We start from the raw sequence: 15,616 nt of genomic DNA, 5'->3' as shown, positions 1-15,616 counted from the left end.
TTTAATTGAGGGATTTTACATGATAAACAATAATGACTTACTTGCAAAGTTGAAAGAACAGACAAAATTTGCCAATATGATGAAGAACGGAATATGCGAATGTTGCGGAGAAACGAATCCTTATGCTCTTCAGATATTTGAAGATCATCATATCTCAACTGTGGGTTTTTCACCAGAAACCTGCGTACTTTGCCTCAATTGTCATGCTACCATTACCCAAAGACAGAACAGTATACCTCCGAAATTCAGGTCAAAACAGTTAGATTTGAAATATCGTTTTCCTTATGTTCTCCTTTCCCACTCTGCATTGAGATACAGAATGGCAGAAACAGAGTTGAGTTTACTTAATCAGTTCTATTTGGAGGAACAGACATGGAACACATAGCTCTGAGAACTTTCTCAACCAAGGAAAACGAGAAGAAGCAATATACTTCCAATTATAAACGAGAGAATCCTGATTTTTCCAGAGTTCTCACTTTTGATACAGAAACAACAGCAGATGAGTTTCTTAACTTGAAGTTTGGCTCATTTATGGTACATGAAAATGACGTGTATCAATATGCAGGATTGTTCTGGGATGATAGGCATGTTTCAGAAAAGGAGTATAAAATACTAAAGACGTATGCAGAGAAGCACAACATACGTTTATTCTCTCTTGAAGAGTTCATCAAAATCTTTTATCTGGAAGTCTATGAAAGGAAAACGCTCTGTATTGGCTACAATCTCAACTTCGACCTATCAAGGATAATTCTTGATTATGGTCATGGCAGGTATTCAGGTAAAGACGGATTTTCGTTCAAATTAACTGAGGATACAACTATCCACGTCTACGTATCAAGCATTTGACTGGGAGATCATACAACGTTGAGTTTACCAGAGCAAAGGGCAAGTACAGAAAGGAGAGAACTTTCAAAGGTCATTTTCTGGATGTATGCAATCTTGCTTGTACTTTGACTGACAATAAATCCCTTAAACTTGAGAAGGCTTGTGAGATATTCGACACTCCAATAAAGAAGAAGGGGAGAACAAAGCATGGAAAGATTACTCCTGACTACATTGAGTACAACATTAAAGACGTAAAGTCCACTTACGAGCTATTCAAAAAAGTAAGGCAAGAGTACGAAAGGTATCAATTGGGTATTCCAATGACTGATATTTATTCTGCTGCTTCTCTTGGAAAACAAGCACTTAATCAGTTCAATATAACTCCTTTCATGCATCAAAATCCAGATTTTCCACCCGAACTGATCGGAAATCTAATGAGTGCTTACTATGGAGGAAGGTGTGAATGCAAGATAAGGAAAATGCCTACTAAAGTCACAGTTCTGGACTTTTTTAGCATGTATCCAACTGTAACGCTCCTTCTTGGCCTAGGGGATTTTGTAATTGCGGATAAGACTCGATACGCAGACGATACGGAGAACGTTCGGCGATTGATCGAGGCGTTCACATTCGCGGATGCACTTGACCGCGATACGTGGAAGCAGTTAAACGTAGTTGTTGAAATCGAGCCTGATGGTGATATTCTCCCCATTAGAACGAAGTACGCGGGAGAAGATGGAACGTTGAATGTCGGCGTTAATCATATAACGATGAACGAATCGCTGTATTACTTCCTTCCCGATGTTTTAGCCTCAAAGCTGCTTACAGGCAAGTCTCCTAAAATAAAGAAAGCTATTAGATTCATTCCTGAAGGCATACAGGAAGGTCTCAATGAATCAGAGGTCTATGGTGTTCATGTAAATCCAAAAGAAGATAATCTTATCAAAGTTCTTGTTGAGAGACGGCAAGAGATCAAGGATGAAATGAAGCGAGTATCTAAGGACTCTCATGAGATTGTCTTCCTTTGGGTTTACATGAATAAATATGATATAGTTCTAATATAACGATGATATAATCATGTATAGAAAAAGTATAGACTTTGACACAGAAGTGAAAGAATATCTATCTAAAAAAGGCTATGTCCGAAGGGGGCAACTCATACTAGACTTACTAGATATGCACAAAAAAGATAGTGGATATAGTGAAAAAAGTATCAATCGGAAACTATACAGTATGAAAGATAGGGGGTCTTTTGTCTATACTGAGGTATAAAGACATAGATAAATTCGGCATCAAGGAAGATGATAAACGGGCTAGTTATCTTACACTTAGAAAAACAGAGAAAATATCTAGTCATATAGATACAGTCATAGAAAAACTATCTTCAGATAATCCAGTTATACAAAAAATGGCATTGAGAGAACTGGAAAAATATGGGAAACAATACGTACTTACCCCTAATCAATTAGACATACTCATAGCTCAATTAGGTACAGAAGACATAGACTTAATAGATCATATTCTGAGAATTGTCTATACGTATATAGACAAAAAAGATATAGAGCCTTATAGCAAGCATGAAGCCGTTAAGATGCTTAGAAGTCTATTAATAGGTATCCTGTACCATTGCCACACAAGCATAAGAATTTGAGAACTCATTTTATCTATTTGCTTGGGCACTACAATGATTATGCTGTTATTGAGAGACTTAAAAAGAATGCTGAAGCTGATAAGCCTTTTAGCTTGAATAGTCATGTAAGGGAAAGATTGGAAATGTGGGAAGGATGCTGATATTGAAGAATTACAGAGAAAATGTCTTTATGCTTATTCAACTTCCAAACCCTAAAAAAACAACAATATAACAAAGTGAAATTATGGCTCTGTAGAAAATCTATCTAAATATTTAGGAATTCTACAAAGCTTAAAATGAATCGTTTTTTAGTATGGATTATTTTGCATCAGGGTAAATTTGGTGCATACTCCATGAACCCCTTTGCTTCATAGGATAATTCTTTTCCATCTATGTTCCCTTCTACCACATAGGTTCCAAAGCCTTCCCATATCACCAGATCATCGCCGGATGGGAATGGAATGGGGATAGGTATGAAGTACTCAGGCGTGAATACCATCGCAACATTGTCCTGCTTGGAAAGTGCATTGACAGTTGTCTGTATCGGTGGATAGAAAGGTGAAGCAAATACATGTGTGATCCCCACATCATCATCTCTGAACTCCTCAACTATTTTCTTGTTCTTCCATACATTCAGTACGGAACCTGTACCTTCAGAACCCATGACGTTACCAAAAGAGACCGTGTAAGTACCAAGATCGCTTCCTTTAATACTGTGCTTCGTCTGGGTCACCTGACCCCAGTTCCAGCCAATCTCAGCCCAGTCCCAGTGACCCCAGTTATGGTCATGGTAACCCCTAGCATTATTCAGCTGATATGTGGTTTCTTCACCGGTAATCAAATCAATGATGGTGAATGTACCGGTCACTTCCATCTTGGGTGATGCTACCAGCCAGTTCATGTCATGCTGATTCAATAATCCAATGTTTGACAAAGCAACTGTCAATATGGAAGATGGCTCGGCACATGGTCTGAAGATAGCATCGAAGATGACCCATTTAGCATCCATAGTTGTACCATTGACATAGACCTCGTAGCCCTTTTCGGTCAGGATCACTTCATTGTCGTTTATAGTGATATCCGTGCCATCTAAAGAATTTGGACCAAACTGAGCATAGTATGAGGCATTTCGCATCTCACCTGCATCATAACCAAGAAGGACCTCAGCAACAGGTATTGCACCTGTCAGTTTGAACGAAGTTATAATAGATAGGTCCTGATCCTCATCGATCACATTGAAATAGTGCCATTCATTGTACCACTCACCCACCATATCTGGATGAAAAGCGTCTTTTACCGAAAGTTCAGCGATTAAACTGTTACCAGGTTCCGCAAATGTCAGCCCTGAAGTTGCTGAGAATAGCAGAATCGCAATAAGTATTGTTAACAAAGATTTCATTCTCACTTATAACACCCCATTTTCCCATATTAATGGAAAAAACTTGTAAAACTACCATTAGAATTTTGAGCATTATTAGATAAAAAATGATCGAAACTTTATTTCTAAAAAGCTTTTTAAATCAAAAAGAGGTTGTGTCAGTCATCTACACAAGCGTACACTTTTTTTGTCTTGTATATATCCCCGCAAAGCAATTCTGGGTAATAGGTATCCTGAAATAAAGATACGTAGAATTTTATGAAGTTACTGTTAGAATTTATAATATCAAAAAGTTGAGAATATATGCTTACATTAATCGAGTTAAAACGTTAAGTTCAAATTCTTAGCAAACCATAATTTTTTAAAAAAAAGATATTAGAGATTAAGCACTCTTATAGTGCCTTATATCTCTTGTCATAGGTAAACTTATTAGTGGATTATAAAGATCATTTGAAAAATCTATTATCACCGCTTGGCTATTATTTTCAGAATGTCTTTTAGCTGAATGAATCAAAGCAGCGATTTCAGCTAGGGCTTTATCGCCATTTATAGCTTGACCTTCATATATTGGATACTGTTCATTATGTAGATTGTGTGCATAGATTTGATGTCCAGAATACGACATTCTTTCGAGATTATCTATATCAATTAACATATTATGTGCAGGTGATTTAATGTATACAGTGTGCATGTTTTATTCCTCTTTTTAATAAAAATAATAGGGATAATCCCTATTCACTTTTTGCTTTTAGCTGCTGATGACTGTGCTCGTGCCTTGAATCCTTGATTATTACCAGTTTTATCAGCATGTGATTGAATTCTTGAAGCATCTTTTGCCGTCATTCCTGATTTTTTACTCAACACCCTCACCTCCTTTTGAATTGTTATCATTGCAATGATTGTCATTTATTCCGAGCTTATCAGCACAATAAGGATGATAATATCGATTTCCACACTTTACTGTAAAAGTTTGAGCAAAAATAGGTGGGTTATCTGCGCTATATGGCAAATGTCTTCTCACCTTATCAAAATCATAATCGGAATAATCAAATGCCCAATCGAAATAGGGATACAAGTTTGCTTCAGGTCCAAGCAGTTTTTCATAGGTTTTTCTGATATTTTCATCATGGGTATTTCTGATTTCTTGAGCGGCTGTCCAAATATCTCTAATTCTGGAATTTATATTGTATTCTTCAGGGTAGGAAAACTGATGCTTAATCAAAAGCCTCATAAAATTTTCAACATTTTCTAAACTTGAAAGGTCACTTTTGAAAATAAAATACACATCTCTTGATATTTCATAAGAAATTTCATCAAATTGATTAATCTCAGGATTTTTTTTATCTTCATTTAATCGTTCATCTAACCAACTGGGAACTTCTATTCCTAATTCACCATACACTTGTTTTATTGTAGAATTCTCATTCCTTGTTGCATATTGCTCTTTTTCAAAAGGATTATACATAGGTACAAGCCAGCTTTGCCTTAAGTTTTCAAGTAACTTAATTGATTTCAATTCAAAGCTGAAAAAATGATTTTTTAATAGCTTGTAATTAATTATTTTCTCAGGCAACAATTTTGGAGTTAGCGGTAAACCACAATAAGAACAAAACATTGACGGTTTATTTTTTCTATATGTTTCTTCGTATGCTTTAGTATTAGCTAAACACTTTGAATGAATATTTGTAGATGCCCAAGGTCTTTCGTTTATCTGATCAATAGGTTTAAAGAAGGTTGTTAAAATCGACTCATGTTCATTGAATTTTTCCTTGCAAATAGGACAAAAACCAATTTCAGAATATCCTAAATATGTAGGAGTGTAAGTTGAAGTTCTATAATAATCACTTACCAGAAAAGTTGGTCCTTTCCTTGGGATACCACTCCTCTTTGCCAAAGATTTCTTTCCCTCTTTTATCAACCCATTTATTTCGAGTTGACCGATTGCATAAATGATTCGACCTTCATCTTGATTTAACTCTTCTTCCAATTCTCTAGGATTATATTCTTTTACAGTCAATAAGTTGAGAATTTCATTTTCCAACCCTTTTATTATTTCCATTTCATCTTTATTTACCGAATATTTTCCTTTTTCATGATAAGTCACAAGTCCCTTTTTCTTCAATGCATTCAAATTATAGTGAATCTTGCTCTTTTCTGTTTCTTTACTTAGGCCCAATTTGTCGGCAATCTCTGTTGGGCCAAGAGGGTTGGGTGATTCACTAAGTTCCCTATGTATTCTTTGTTGAATCTCATTCAAATTTGTCATATACTACAGAGATATCGTTCAATCAAAATAATTATTACGTTCAAAAATGTATTATTTTGTTCAAAATAGTGATAAATAGTTCAGATAATGTACATGAAGCAATAAAAACACAGATAAACAAAGAGGAATAAGCTCTCACATGAGCTTATCCGCAAGTCCTCTCATAAATCTAGCATTCAGGTTGATGTCCCCCTGTATCTCCTTTATCTGCCTTTTGCCTTAAGCGTGTCCTTCTTGATGAAACAAGGGCGAATTCAGACATCGCAAAAATGCCGTTGAACAGTATCAAAATGATAATAACGGTAATTTCAAGAGTATAAGACATTATGTAAGATGTATGGAACAGGTCATTTTTAAGCTTACTTGAGGATTGCGACTTTAAACAGGTAGGCACACAATTAAACATGTTTGAGGAGGAGAGCTAATACTTTCCAATGATACAATAAGCCAATTTCGCAAGTCTATTTGTGATGAGATTGAGATATTGATTCCATATAGAAAATGCTACAGCAGATATAGCGAGAATGGCAATTAATGCAAAGATTATCCATTTAGCAGAAAACTCTTTAACCATAGAACCTCACCAAATATGTATATTCTAGTAGGTTTTTAATCCAATCGATAAAAAACTTTGGATTTCCTTTTCTTGGCGGGTTAGGAAAAATAGTTAAAGCTCGATATTTTATGTGCTTTCCATTGGTTATAATCACGCCTGTCGCACAGTTATGAGGGGATATATACAACGTCAGTACTTCGCTAATTTTGCCTCCATATTGTTCTTACCGCTATCAATCTACCTCAAACACTGCACTACCAATTGAATCCTTAACTTTCTTCTAAGCCATTCTTCAATAAACAGGACAAATCTATCAAATCTGAATTTATCTTCATCAATTGTCTGAGGACCTTGTTTTACAATCGTAAAATGCTTTTTCTGGAGGTATAGCCATATATTTTTAAGCAGGAATGATATTAATGCAAAGAAATACCTTAAAGTAACGTCTCTTGTCGATGTTTTGGGTTTAACTATATTTCTCATCCTGTAAGACGATTCTATAGCAAAGCGTCTTCTGTATACCGTACTAACTTTTCTTGGATGCCACTCTACCCCATACACTACAAAACCAAGGTTCTCGCATCCATTTTTGTTCCTTTTCCCCTTCAGGTACTTGACATCAATAACGATATTTAACCGAACCTCTTTCTTCTGAGGATTCTTCATTATATATCCAGCATGCCTTGCCTTTCTACCAATAAGTAGTCGCTTAATCTCTTTTCCTTTTCTTACTACGGGAGTAATATGAGGAATCCCTTTGTTTTGTAAGAACTCAAATACATCAACAGAATAAAACTCTCGATCCAAACAAAGGACCTTGATATTTAAATTCAGATTCTTGATCAAACCCACAAAATAGGTAAGGTAATAGATCTTTGTTTTACCTCTTTCTACTGGAAGAACGGATATAGTAAACCTCTCATTCTTGTTTATGATGGATAATGAAACATATGAGTAGAAAGAGTTTGTTGACTTTTTTGCCTGGCTACGTATCACATAGTTCTCATTGGATGAATCCGTTCCTCCATAATAAGTATCATTTGTGAAATCGATAGCAAACTCATACTTTTTCTCAGATTTCAGAGCATTAATAGGACCTTGAAGTAGAATTTTTGTATTTAACCTGATAAGTTCTTCAAGATCAAGTTTCTTGAGATGATATCTTGTAGATGTTTCACAAGGAATCTTTTGATAGTGTTTTGATATGGAATGAACTGAACTATTCTCTACTGCCATGCATATGGCAGCATAAAACAGGTCTTTACAGGTAAGTGAACCATTGATATTGATGGTGATATTATCAGTAAGAGGTTTTAGAACAGCATCAATACATTGTTTTGGTCTTAATTCGACTTTAGAATAGGTGCTCGAATTGAATGCTAGAAATGACATATGGCGGCGTTCCCGTCGCATATAAAGCTATCGTAAAGCACTGGTGAGATCAAGTAGTAAAAATTAGTGAACTACTGAACGTGTAAAAAGTGTACGCTATTTCTTTGTTATGCTAATATTTTTATTTTCAATGACAGATTAAAAAATATTATGTACTTCTACATATTTTAGAACTTATGGGTAAAAGAAAAATTATTTTGGTAACTTTGTTAAGTTTACTTACATTGCTTTGTATAGGATGCATTGAAGATTCGACTGTAAATGCAAAGACTACAATCAATGCAGAGTCAGTTGAAGATTATGATATAGCAGCTGCAAACAATGCTTTTACTTTTGACATGTACTCCACTATCAAAGGTCAAGATGAAAATATCTTCTTCTCACCATACAGTATATTCACTGCAATGGCTGTTTGTTATGATGGTGCTGAAGGTTCCACAAAAGAACAGATGTCAAATGTGTTCTACTATCCTCTCAGCAAATCTGTTCTTGAAAGAAGAACAAAAGAGATGATAGATATAATCAATTCTGACAACGATGCATACGATCTGGAAACTGCAAATGCACTATGGGTTCTTGAGGAATATCCATTGAATGAGCAGTATGTGTCCAATGTAGAAAACTACTATGAAGGGATGATAACACCACTTGATTTTGCAGGGCAACCGGAAAAATCCAGACTTGTTATCAATAGTTGGGTTGAGAAAAAGACCAATGATAAAATAAAAGATCTGCTGGCTGAAGGAAGCATTGATGGAAATACAAGGCTGATAATCACCAATGCAGTTTATTTCAATGGTACATGGTTACAGGAGTTTGAAGAAGCAGGCACGCGGAAAAAAGTATTCTATCTTTCCGATGGGCAGGAGAAGAAGGTTGACACGATGTATGCCATAGAGACATACAATTATGGAGAAGATGCGAATGCCCATATTTTAGAATTACCATATAAGGGTGACGATATCAGTATGTACGTTATTCTTCCATCTGGAAACAACATTGAAGAGTTTGAAAATGATCTTACGCTCGATTATTATAATGAGCTAAAGGATACCCTTAATTTCGACGAAGTAAAAATCCTGTTGCCAAAGTTCACGTTTGAGGCAAGAACTGAATTAAATGAACCGTTGCAGGACATGGGAATTGTTGATGCTTTTGATTCAGGCATGGCTAATTTTTCAGGTATCAGTGCCAGTGATGGTCTATTTATATCTGAAGTAATTCATCAGACATACATCAGGGTAAATGAAAAAGGAACTGAAGCTGTAGCGGTAACAGGAGTAGTAATGGACGAATCACTACCTTACTACAAGTATGAGTTTACTGCAGACCATCCCTTTATGTTCTTCATAGAAGATAAGAGAACAGAGTGTATTCTGTTTATGGGAAAAGTTGAATCACCAGAATATGAGGAAATGTCATAATGATATTTTCTCTAATACTTTCCTCATCTCCTTCGTATTCTGATTAAAGTCTCCTTCCTTTATTATGGGTTATCTTCATCCCTGTTTCCTTTACTTGGCGGATTAGGAAAAATTAAAGATATATTAAAGTTGGTTCTTCAGCATCTTCATAAATGTGGTATCCTAAAAAGTCGTTATCTCCTGCACCACTTTTAACATAGGGTTTGATAAACCGAATGAAACTTAAGATAGTTGTTCCGTCATCCTTGACACTGCATCTAATATTAATTGTCCATTTGTCAATATCCTCTTCATAGATCAATTCATTGTGTGGCCGTGTGACTGGAAAATAACAAGAACCGCTATTGAATATTTCATTCACATAGTCTTGTATTTGTTCCATAATATATTTAGGAATATCATTTTTTAATGTTGCTGCAAATACTAACTCTGTATAGTCTCCCATAAAATCACCAATTGCCTTTTATTATTTAATTTGTTCCATTATTTGGCGAAATAGGTTAATACTCTATTTGTGAATTGGATTACCTTGCATACTCTGATTTCAGTGGAGTGAGTATAAAAAGGAAAGTTGAAAAATATAAGAGGCATGTTAATTGGGTATTACATGGGTGGTGGTACATCCGTATAAAATAGCTCACATGCCTCATATGATATGTTCACACCGTGATATTAATATATATCTGTTCCAATCTTTTATTAATATATTATCAACGGTAGATATGTCTGGCTCTAATGTGACTATAGGTGGAGTAGCAACGTTCACATACACAGGAGATGTCGCGGGCACTGATATTATCACAGCACATGTATATATCCCAGGTTTTGACCCCGGAGACGTACCATGCACATGCAATACAGTCGAGAAAATATGGGAAGAACAAAATGAAATCCCAGAGTTCCCAACCATCGCAATCCCAGTAGCTGCAATACTTGGTCTGGCATTCTTCTTCCAGCGCAGGAAAGAGTGATTCTTAAGTGAAGGGTAAAGGTCCCTTTGCTTACTTTTTTCAAATCCTTAATCCACCACTAACACCAAACCCTGCCGAAAACGTCGGAACCTTAACAGGCTTCTTAAACAGCGCATTGAAAGCACCTGACAAAGCATCCACCTGGTCACCTTGTTTCCTTTATTATGGGATATCTTCATCCCTGTTTCCTTTACTTGGCGGAATAAGTAGATAAATAATTATTTGACTTCTACTTTGGTTTTACGTTTTCGACACCTAGAGCAAACATAATATTGATCTTTTACATTGGATGTATAATGAGTGGAACTTCCTGATTTTTTCCATTTATGAAGGCCAATTTTGCATAAAAAACGAATACAACCACCTCTGAAAAGAGTTATGTTTTTTTCTTTATTAAAGATTTGTAATCACAAATTGCCTCTCTTTGGCGGATTCGGAATTAAACACCGTTATAAAGATGAATTTGATATTTCTCTACATTAACAAAACTGAGTGAGTTACGGGCTTTAAAAATTTCATTTAATTCAATTTGAAATTCTTCTGTTTGGCCGGAGGCAATAATTTTTGATAGTGTCCTGTTACTTTCATCTTTAAATATAGATTGATCTTTTCTCCATTCTCCATCATATATATTTGCCCCATCCCTTTCATGCATACTAACGTAAAGAACAAGTGAATTTGCATGTATGCCATTGTTTGTGATATTGCCGGAAATAATTATTTTATCTTTTTTTTCTACAGCTTTAGACCAAACATCGAAATCACCAATGACAAAATTATGATTAGTATTATACATACTTAGTATATCGCTACTACCAATTTTTGTAGATTCGGGTGGGGCTATTGACACTTTGTTCAGTGCATCCAGAAACCGCTAATACAACAAATAAAAAAAGAACTGCATATATAAATTTTATATTCATACCATCTATATTAATTAAAGAACATATAATATTTATTATTTTAATTTTATGCATACCTTCCTTTATTATGGGTAGTCGGAAACCCAGCTTATGTTTGTCTGACTGTTCGAGCTGTTCATTTGTCTACACCTTCGGCTATTCAATCTCACCCAAAGACTCTGCTATACCTCACCGTATTTTTATTAGAAATTATAGCAATTTTACGTGAGATCCCAAGCTCTTTGAATTCCTTTGATAGTTTTTTGGCTTGCTGGAATGTATCTACTATGATAGGTTCTAGGTCTGGTATGTTTCTTGGTTTAATTGGCTTGAGGTTCTTTCTTCGTTCCTTGTATGGTCGGATTACGTCGGAGTCTATGAAGAACCTGGCCGAATAGTTTTTTGAAGCCTACTGGATGCGTGTATATTGGCAAGGAAGTCAACAAGGTTGAGATGCAGGAACTTGAGAGCAATCATATTGAGACGTATCATGATATTGAAAAGATAAGAGAATTTATTCTGAATTTAACTCCTGCTGAAGCTAGGGAGATTGGAATCAAGCATGGAAGTGCTTTAGCATATTTGAACAAAAAAGCAAAGGATCACATTGATATATTAAATAAGAATGGAGAAGTTTGAGAAATTGCTTTGATACACTAGTCGAATGCAATGTGTTGTTCCCAACAAAGTTTACTGAGTAACATAAGCACATGTTTTAAATAGAAGTATGTTGTAGTATCTTTGACACGTGCTAACAAGTGTCACATCAGTGAAGGAGTGGTTTACCGCATTATGCCGGGGACTTTAAAGCATAATGCATCGTTAGGGAACTACCACATATGAACAGGATTAAGTGCCAATTCCAGTTTTATGTGGTAGTTTCGTTAATTCAACATGAACGATTTTTTTGTATCCTTTTCCATGCAATGGGCTGTCTGTTGTAGTTTCATATAGTATACTCCCAAGAATCAGAAGTTCGGGGAGTTGTATTGAATGTGTACCAGGTCAAAGGTAACGAACATTTTGTGAAGGATGGATTGTATCCTGAATTTGACTTATGAGGGAGGAAAAGCAGGCTGATGGTGTCGGATATCTCCTTGTTGAAGGACCTTCCTGAAGCTGTCATGGGTTCTATGGATGCCTATGTAGGCTGCATCTCGGGCTCGATTAAAAAGGAAGACTACCTGAATCTGATAAAGGATGCGGGCTTCGATGACATCAATGTTGTTGGCCAAACTGGTTTCCCGGCTGAGATTATTTCCTCGATAATTTCAGAGGAAGATATGGATAAACGCATTGGGGATCTGGGTATGACAGTCGAAGAGATAGGAGATATGGGCGATTCGTTTGTCAGCATAAAAGTGGAAGCGATAAAAAAGGCATGACATTGTATGCATTAGATGACATATAACGTCTCATCGTGAAAGCAAAAGGGAGGCTTAGATGAAAACAAAAAACAAAAACTTCTACTTTGACCGAAACCTCGATTTCCAGCAGATTCTTACAAACCCGATACTGGACATCGCCGACCAACTCTCACCATGAACACGAGTCATGGGAAACTGTATAAAAAGGAAAATTCAGGAACCTTCAGATGGAAGTCCCTGTAATGCAGAATAAATGTGATTTAGCACTTCACACACAACGGACAGCCGAAGTGTTTGTAAATCTTTTCTTCATACTCACGATTGCTTATATCAGGCCATTTGTCCTCTGAAAATCCCGGTGCGCTATCCAGCATGGAGCTAGCAACATCCAGAATAAAAGTGTGCTTTTCCCCTAATTTGAAAAGTCCCCAGGGAATACCAACATATCCATCTTTACTTTTAAGCGACACAATGACATATGGAATACAATTTTGCTCCAAGTCAATCATGAAGTCTACGAAATTCCCAATTTCTTTTCCTTCTGCATTCTTTATAGGATCTCTGGCTATGGTTTCTACAGATAACATTTTAGGTTTTGCCATATTGTATTACCCCCTTTAACGAATTCAATTGGCATTTACATATACAATATAGTAATTTGAGAGAGAACTATTTATTTTTTATCACGATGTATATGGAATTAATTATAATTTAATTGATTTGTTATCTCACGTTTCCAAGTTTCAAGTTTCTTTTTTTATATTCACTCCACCGAAATCACTTTTTTTTCTTGGATTGATGTTAGTGGGGGTTGAGAGTCTAAACTAACAAATGAAACGGCTGAGAGAAATAGAAAAGAAGCAAAGGGACCTTACCCCTTCAATTTTTCGGATTCATTATTCCTGTTCCCTTCTCAGGAAAAGCACAAGTGCAATTCCAAGCACTCCTACTGTCAGGAAAGGATTGGCTGTTGGTACAACGGGCGGTTCCCAGTCACTGTCACCCGGCTCATAGCCATAATATTCACCCACATCTTCATCACCTGCAAAAAGATCACCGAACTGGCCTGTAACATTTGCAACGTTGATGTGATGACCATATTCTGCAACACCCTCCATTTCACATTCCATTGATTCGCCCGGAGAGAGTGTGTTCTTTGGACATGGAATGATGCCCTGCCTGTCATCGATCAGCACTATATTGTCAAGCGGGACATTTCCTGTATTGGTGACAATGTATTTCCATATCACGACATCACCGATAGCTATTCCCGGTAGAGTATCCGTATCTTCATCAAATCCATTTGTGGATTTTTCAATATCTATGGATGCATTAATTGTAAGAGGCAAGTAGTCTGTGTTACTGGCATCAATATCAAAATGTGAATCGCAGAAACCATCATTGTTAGTATCCGTGCAGGTCTGGCTATGTCCGGTACCGGAAGGAGTTGCCCAGTAGTTTCCACCAAGGAATGGCCCACCTACAATGTTTGTTCCGGCTGTTTTTGTGGTGTTCCAGACGTTTCCTGTGCTTGTGCCCTCTATCTGAGTGTTATTCGTGTTGTTGAAGAAGTTGTTGTAGATGGTGTTGTTATTACTGCCAGCTTCTAACACAATGCCGGATAGGGTATTGTTGCAAACGATGTTATCAATCAGCATGTTGTTGCTAGAGACTGAAGGGTAGATGCCAGCTTCTAACACAATGCCGGATAAGGGACTGTTGCATACGGTGTTATTGATCAGCGTGTTGTTGTTGGAACCTGAAAGGTGGATACCATTTTCGTTGTTCGAGTTTACAGTGTTATTGATCAGCATGTTGTAGCTGGCATTCTCGAAGCGGATGCCAAATAATGAGTTAGTTGCAGTGTTATTATCCAGCGTGTTGTTGATGGAACTATCAAAACGGATGCCGTTAGCGCCCTTCAATACAATGTTATTGTTCAGCGTGTTGTTGTTGGAATACCACAGAAAAATGCCGTAAAAGCTGTTTGGTATGGTATTATTTTCCAGAGTGTTGTTGCTGGATTCCCACAGATAGATAGCCTGCCAGCCATACACCCTATTATTAGTAACAGTACAGTTAGCAACCCCATCAAGATATATTCCAGCTCCAAAAATGAGAGCTGTTGCATTAAATCCGCTAATGGTCACGTTATCTTTGGTTACATTAAATACATGTTCAGCCGGCACAACTCCCTGAACAACGGTATCATCTGGATTCCCAGTTTGTGATTTTATGGTTACCGATTTGTTCACGTCCACGTTTTCGACATACGTTCCTGGGTAAACAAGGATTGTATCAGTATCGTTTGCCGCGTTTATGGCAGCCTGTATCGTAGTATAGTCCTTACCACCGCTGTCATCCACTGTGATTGTAGCTGCCGATACGGTGCTTGACATCATTATCATTAAACAGAATGCTATTGCAAAATATGGTTTGATCCTCACTCGTATACCCCGAAGTTTCCAACTCTATCTTAGTAGATAAACTGCCTTAATAGAAGACAGTGTTGACATTTTAATATAGTTTTGGAATCAATGATTCTAAATAATGATTCTAACAAAAACTCCACATAAAATTTAAAATACTTGTATCTATTTTTTTGAGATGATTATTTGAAAAATTAGCGTACACTTTTTACACGTTGTATATATCCCTAGCGTAACGTGCGGGGATATAGGTAAGCTTAATTTTTTGTACGGGGGTGTGTGCCTTAGATGCACAACCAGTTCATAAGAATAAAAAATAGAAAATAACAGTTTAATTAAGATACCAATATACTAATGCTATAACAAAAAAAGCTACAATTATTAATTTATTATAGATTTTTTTGCCTTTATTTTGTTTTGTGAAACTGGAACAGAGCGGTATGAAGTTCCATGTGGGATATATTCTAATTTCTCTTTTT

18 protein-coding genes are annotated in these 15,616 nt (G+C 36.3%); 8 read left to right on the top strand and 10 right to left on the bottom strand.

Annotation, left to right across the window (positions count from 1 at the left end):
* Window positions 1-19 precede the first annotated feature (19 nt).
* The 4 genes from V7O66_RS05170 to V7O66_RS05155 all read left to right on the top strand — a co-directional run bounded on the left by V7O66_RS05170 (window position 20) and on the right by V7O66_RS05155 (window position 2,473).
* The gene (locus tag V7O66_RS05170; protein WP_406661902.1) at window positions 20-385 is read left to right on the top strand and encodes a hypothetical protein; all 366 of its coding nucleotides are present in this window, start codon (window positions 20-22) and stop codon (window positions 383-385) included.
* Window positions 373-846, top strand: a complete 474-nt coding sequence (locus V7O66_RS05165; protein WP_406661901.1) for a hypothetical protein — start codon at window positions 373-375, stop codon at window positions 844-846. The genes V7O66_RS05170 and V7O66_RS05165 overlap by 13 nt, the downstream gene beginning before the upstream one ends.
* Complete coding sequence (locus V7O66_RS05160; protein WP_406661900.1) at window positions 843-1,886, top strand: DNA polymerase; 1,044 nt, start codon at window positions 843-845, stop codon at window positions 1,884-1,886. Before V7O66_RS05165 ends, V7O66_RS05160 begins: the two co-directional genes overlap by 4 nt.
* A 188-nt stretch (window positions 1,887-2,074) precedes the next feature.
* Complete coding sequence (locus V7O66_RS05155) at window positions 2,075-2,473, top strand: hypothetical protein (protein WP_406661899.1); 399 nt, start codon at window positions 2,075-2,077, stop codon at window positions 2,471-2,473.
* Window positions 2,474-2,780: 307 nt separating this feature from the next.
* Here the strand turns inward: V7O66_RS05155 and V7O66_RS05150 are convergent, their stop codons facing one another.
* The 6 genes from V7O66_RS05150 to V7O66_RS05125 all read right to left on the bottom strand — a co-directional run bounded on the left by V7O66_RS05150 (window position 2,781) and on the right by V7O66_RS05125 (window position 8,044).
* A complete protein-coding gene (locus V7O66_RS05150; RefSeq protein WP_406661898.1) occupies window positions 2,781-3,857 on the bottom strand; it encodes a hypothetical protein in 1,077 nt (358 codons plus the stop codon).
* A 355-nt stretch (window positions 3,858-4,212) separates the two neighbouring features.
* Window positions 4,213-4,521: a hypothetical protein gene (locus V7O66_RS05145; protein WP_406661897.1), complete on the bottom strand. Its 309-nt coding sequence runs from the start codon at window positions 4,519-4,521 to the stop codon at window positions 4,213-4,215.
* A 44-nt stretch (window positions 4,522-4,565) separates the two neighbouring features.
* A complete protein-coding gene (locus V7O66_RS05140) occupies window positions 4,566-4,691 on the bottom strand; it encodes a hypothetical protein (protein ID WP_406661896.1) in 126 nt (41 codons plus the stop codon).
* The gene (locus tag V7O66_RS05135) at window positions 4,684-6,096 is read right to left on the bottom strand and encodes a hypothetical protein (RefSeq protein WP_406661895.1); all 1,413 of its coding nucleotides are present in this window, start codon (window positions 6,094-6,096) and stop codon (window positions 4,684-4,686) included. Before V7O66_RS05135 ends, V7O66_RS05140 begins: the two co-directional genes overlap by 8 nt.
* A gap of 169 nt (window positions 6,097-6,265) precedes the next feature.
* A complete protein-coding gene (locus V7O66_RS05130; protein WP_406661894.1) occupies window positions 6,266-6,421 on the bottom strand; it encodes a CNNM domain-containing protein in 156 nt (51 codons plus the stop codon).
* Window positions 6,422-6,889: 468 nt separating this feature from the next.
* On the bottom strand, window positions 6,890-8,044 hold the full coding sequence (locus V7O66_RS05125; protein ID WP_406661893.1) for an ISH3 family transposase: 1,155 nt from the start codon (window positions 8,042-8,044) through the stop codon (window positions 6,890-6,892).
* A gap of 176 nt (window positions 8,045-8,220) precedes the next feature.
* On the opposite strand from V7O66_RS05125, the gene V7O66_RS05120 reads away from it, so the two are divergent.
* Window positions 8,221-9,468, top strand: a complete 1,248-nt coding sequence (locus V7O66_RS05120; protein ID WP_406661892.1) for a serpin family protein — start codon at window positions 8,221-8,223, stop codon at window positions 9,466-9,468.
* Between the two features lie 112 nt (window positions 9,469-9,580).
* On the opposite strand, the gene V7O66_RS05115 is transcribed toward V7O66_RS05120, so the two are convergent.
* Window positions 9,581-9,913, bottom strand: a complete 333-nt coding sequence (locus V7O66_RS05115; RefSeq protein WP_406661891.1) for a hypothetical protein — start codon at window positions 9,911-9,913, stop codon at window positions 9,581-9,583.
* A 277-nt stretch (window positions 9,914-10,190) separates the two neighbouring features.
* On the opposite strand from V7O66_RS05115, the gene V7O66_RS05110 reads away from it, so the two are divergent.
* Window positions 10,191-10,439 carry a PEF-CTERM sorting domain-containing protein gene (locus V7O66_RS05110; RefSeq protein WP_406661890.1) on the top strand — a complete coding sequence of 83 codons (249 nt, stop codon included), beginning with the start codon at window positions 10,191-10,193 and terminating at the stop codon, window positions 10,437-10,439.
* 439 nt (window positions 10,440-10,878) lie between these two features.
* On the opposite strand, the gene V7O66_RS05105 is transcribed toward V7O66_RS05110, so the two are convergent.
* Window positions 10,879-11,235: a hypothetical protein gene (locus V7O66_RS05105; RefSeq protein ID WP_406661889.1), complete on the bottom strand. Its 357-nt coding sequence runs from the start codon at window positions 11,233-11,235 to the stop codon at window positions 10,879-10,881.
* A 559-nt stretch (window positions 11,236-11,794) separates the two neighbouring features.
* Between V7O66_RS05105 and V7O66_RS05100 the strand changes: the two genes are divergently transcribed.
* Window positions 11,795-11,980 (top strand): hypothetical protein, encoded by a 186-nt coding sequence (locus V7O66_RS05100; protein WP_406661888.1) that lies wholly within the window; start codon window positions 11,795-11,797, stop codon window positions 11,978-11,980.
* Window positions 11,981-12,420: 440 nt separating this feature from the next.
* Window positions 12,421-12,726 (top strand): hypothetical protein, encoded by a 306-nt coding sequence (locus V7O66_RS05095; protein ID WP_406661887.1) that lies wholly within the window; start codon window positions 12,421-12,423, stop codon window positions 12,724-12,726.
* Window positions 12,727-12,968: 242 nt separating this feature from the next.
* On the opposite strand, the gene V7O66_RS05090 is transcribed toward V7O66_RS05095, so the two are convergent.
* Both V7O66_RS05090 and V7O66_RS05085 read right to left on the bottom strand, forming a co-directional pair.
* Window positions 12,969-13,310 (bottom strand): PRC-barrel domain-containing protein, encoded by a 342-nt coding sequence (locus V7O66_RS05090; protein WP_406661886.1) that lies wholly within the window; start codon window positions 13,308-13,310, stop codon window positions 12,969-12,971.
* Window positions 13,311-13,604: 294 nt separating this feature from the next.
* A complete protein-coding gene (locus V7O66_RS05085) occupies window positions 13,605-15,155 on the bottom strand; it encodes a NosD domain-containing protein (protein ID WP_406661885.1) in 1,551 nt (516 codons plus the stop codon).
* Window positions 15,156-15,616: the final 461 nt, after the last annotated feature.

The sequence above is a fragment of the Methanolobus sp. ZRKC3 genome, assembly GCF_045291275.1.
In the GTDB taxonomy this organism is placed as follows: domain Archaea; phylum Halobacteriota; class Methanosarcinia; order Methanosarcinales; family Methanosarcinaceae; genus Methanolobus.
The sequence above is the reverse complement of the archived record's forward strand: the minus strand, read 5'-3'. Positions and strand labels throughout refer to the sequence as shown.

Excerpts from the sequence above, each read along its gene's own strand:
- V7O66_RS05110 (WP_406661890.1), top strand. The coding sequence starts at position 10,191 with ATGTCTGGCTCTAATGTGACTATAGGTGGAGTAGCAACGTTCACATAC.
- V7O66_RS05165 (WP_406661901.1), top strand. The coding sequence starts at position 373 with ATGGAACACATAGCTCTGAGAACTTTCTCAACCAAGGAAAACGAGAAG.
- V7O66_RS05170 (WP_406661902.1), top strand. The coding sequence starts at position 20 with ATGATAAACAATAATGACTTACTTGCAAAGTTGAAAGAACAGACAAAA.
- V7O66_RS05145 (WP_406661897.1), bottom strand. The coding sequence starts at position 4,521 with ATGCACACTGTATACATTAAATCACCTGCACATAATATGTTAATTGAT.
- V7O66_RS05090 (WP_406661886.1), bottom strand. The coding sequence starts at position 13,310 with ATGGCAAAACCTAAAATGTTATCTGTAGAAACCATAGCCAGAGATCCT.
- V7O66_RS05120 (WP_406661892.1), top strand. The coding sequence starts at position 8,221 with ATGGGTAAAAGAAAAATTATTTTGGTAACTTTGTTAAGTTTACTTACA.
- V7O66_RS05135 (WP_406661895.1), bottom strand. The coding sequence starts at position 6,096 with ATGACAAATTTGAATGAGATTCAACAAAGAATACATAGGGAACTTAGT.
- V7O66_RS05115 (WP_406661891.1), bottom strand. The coding sequence starts at position 9,913 with ATGGGAGACTATACAGAGTTAGTATTTGCAGCAACATTAAAAAATGAT.
- V7O66_RS05095 (WP_406661887.1), top strand. The coding sequence starts at position 12,421 with ATGGTGTCGGATATCTCCTTGTTGAAGGACCTTCCTGAAGCTGTCATG.
- V7O66_RS05105 (WP_406661889.1), bottom strand. The coding sequence starts at position 11,235 with ATGTATAATACTAATCATAATTTTGTCATTGGTGATTTCGATGTTTGG.
- V7O66_RS05130 (WP_406661894.1), bottom strand. The coding sequence starts at position 6,421 with ATGTCTTATACTCTTGAAATTACCGTTATTATCATTTTGATACTGTTC.
- V7O66_RS05100 (WP_406661888.1), top strand. The coding sequence starts at position 11,795 with ATGCAGGAACTTGAGAGCAATCATATTGAGACGTATCATGATATTGAA.
- V7O66_RS05125 (WP_406661893.1), bottom strand. The coding sequence starts at position 8,044 with ATGTCATTTCTAGCATTCAATTCGAGCACCTATTCTAAAGTCGAATTA.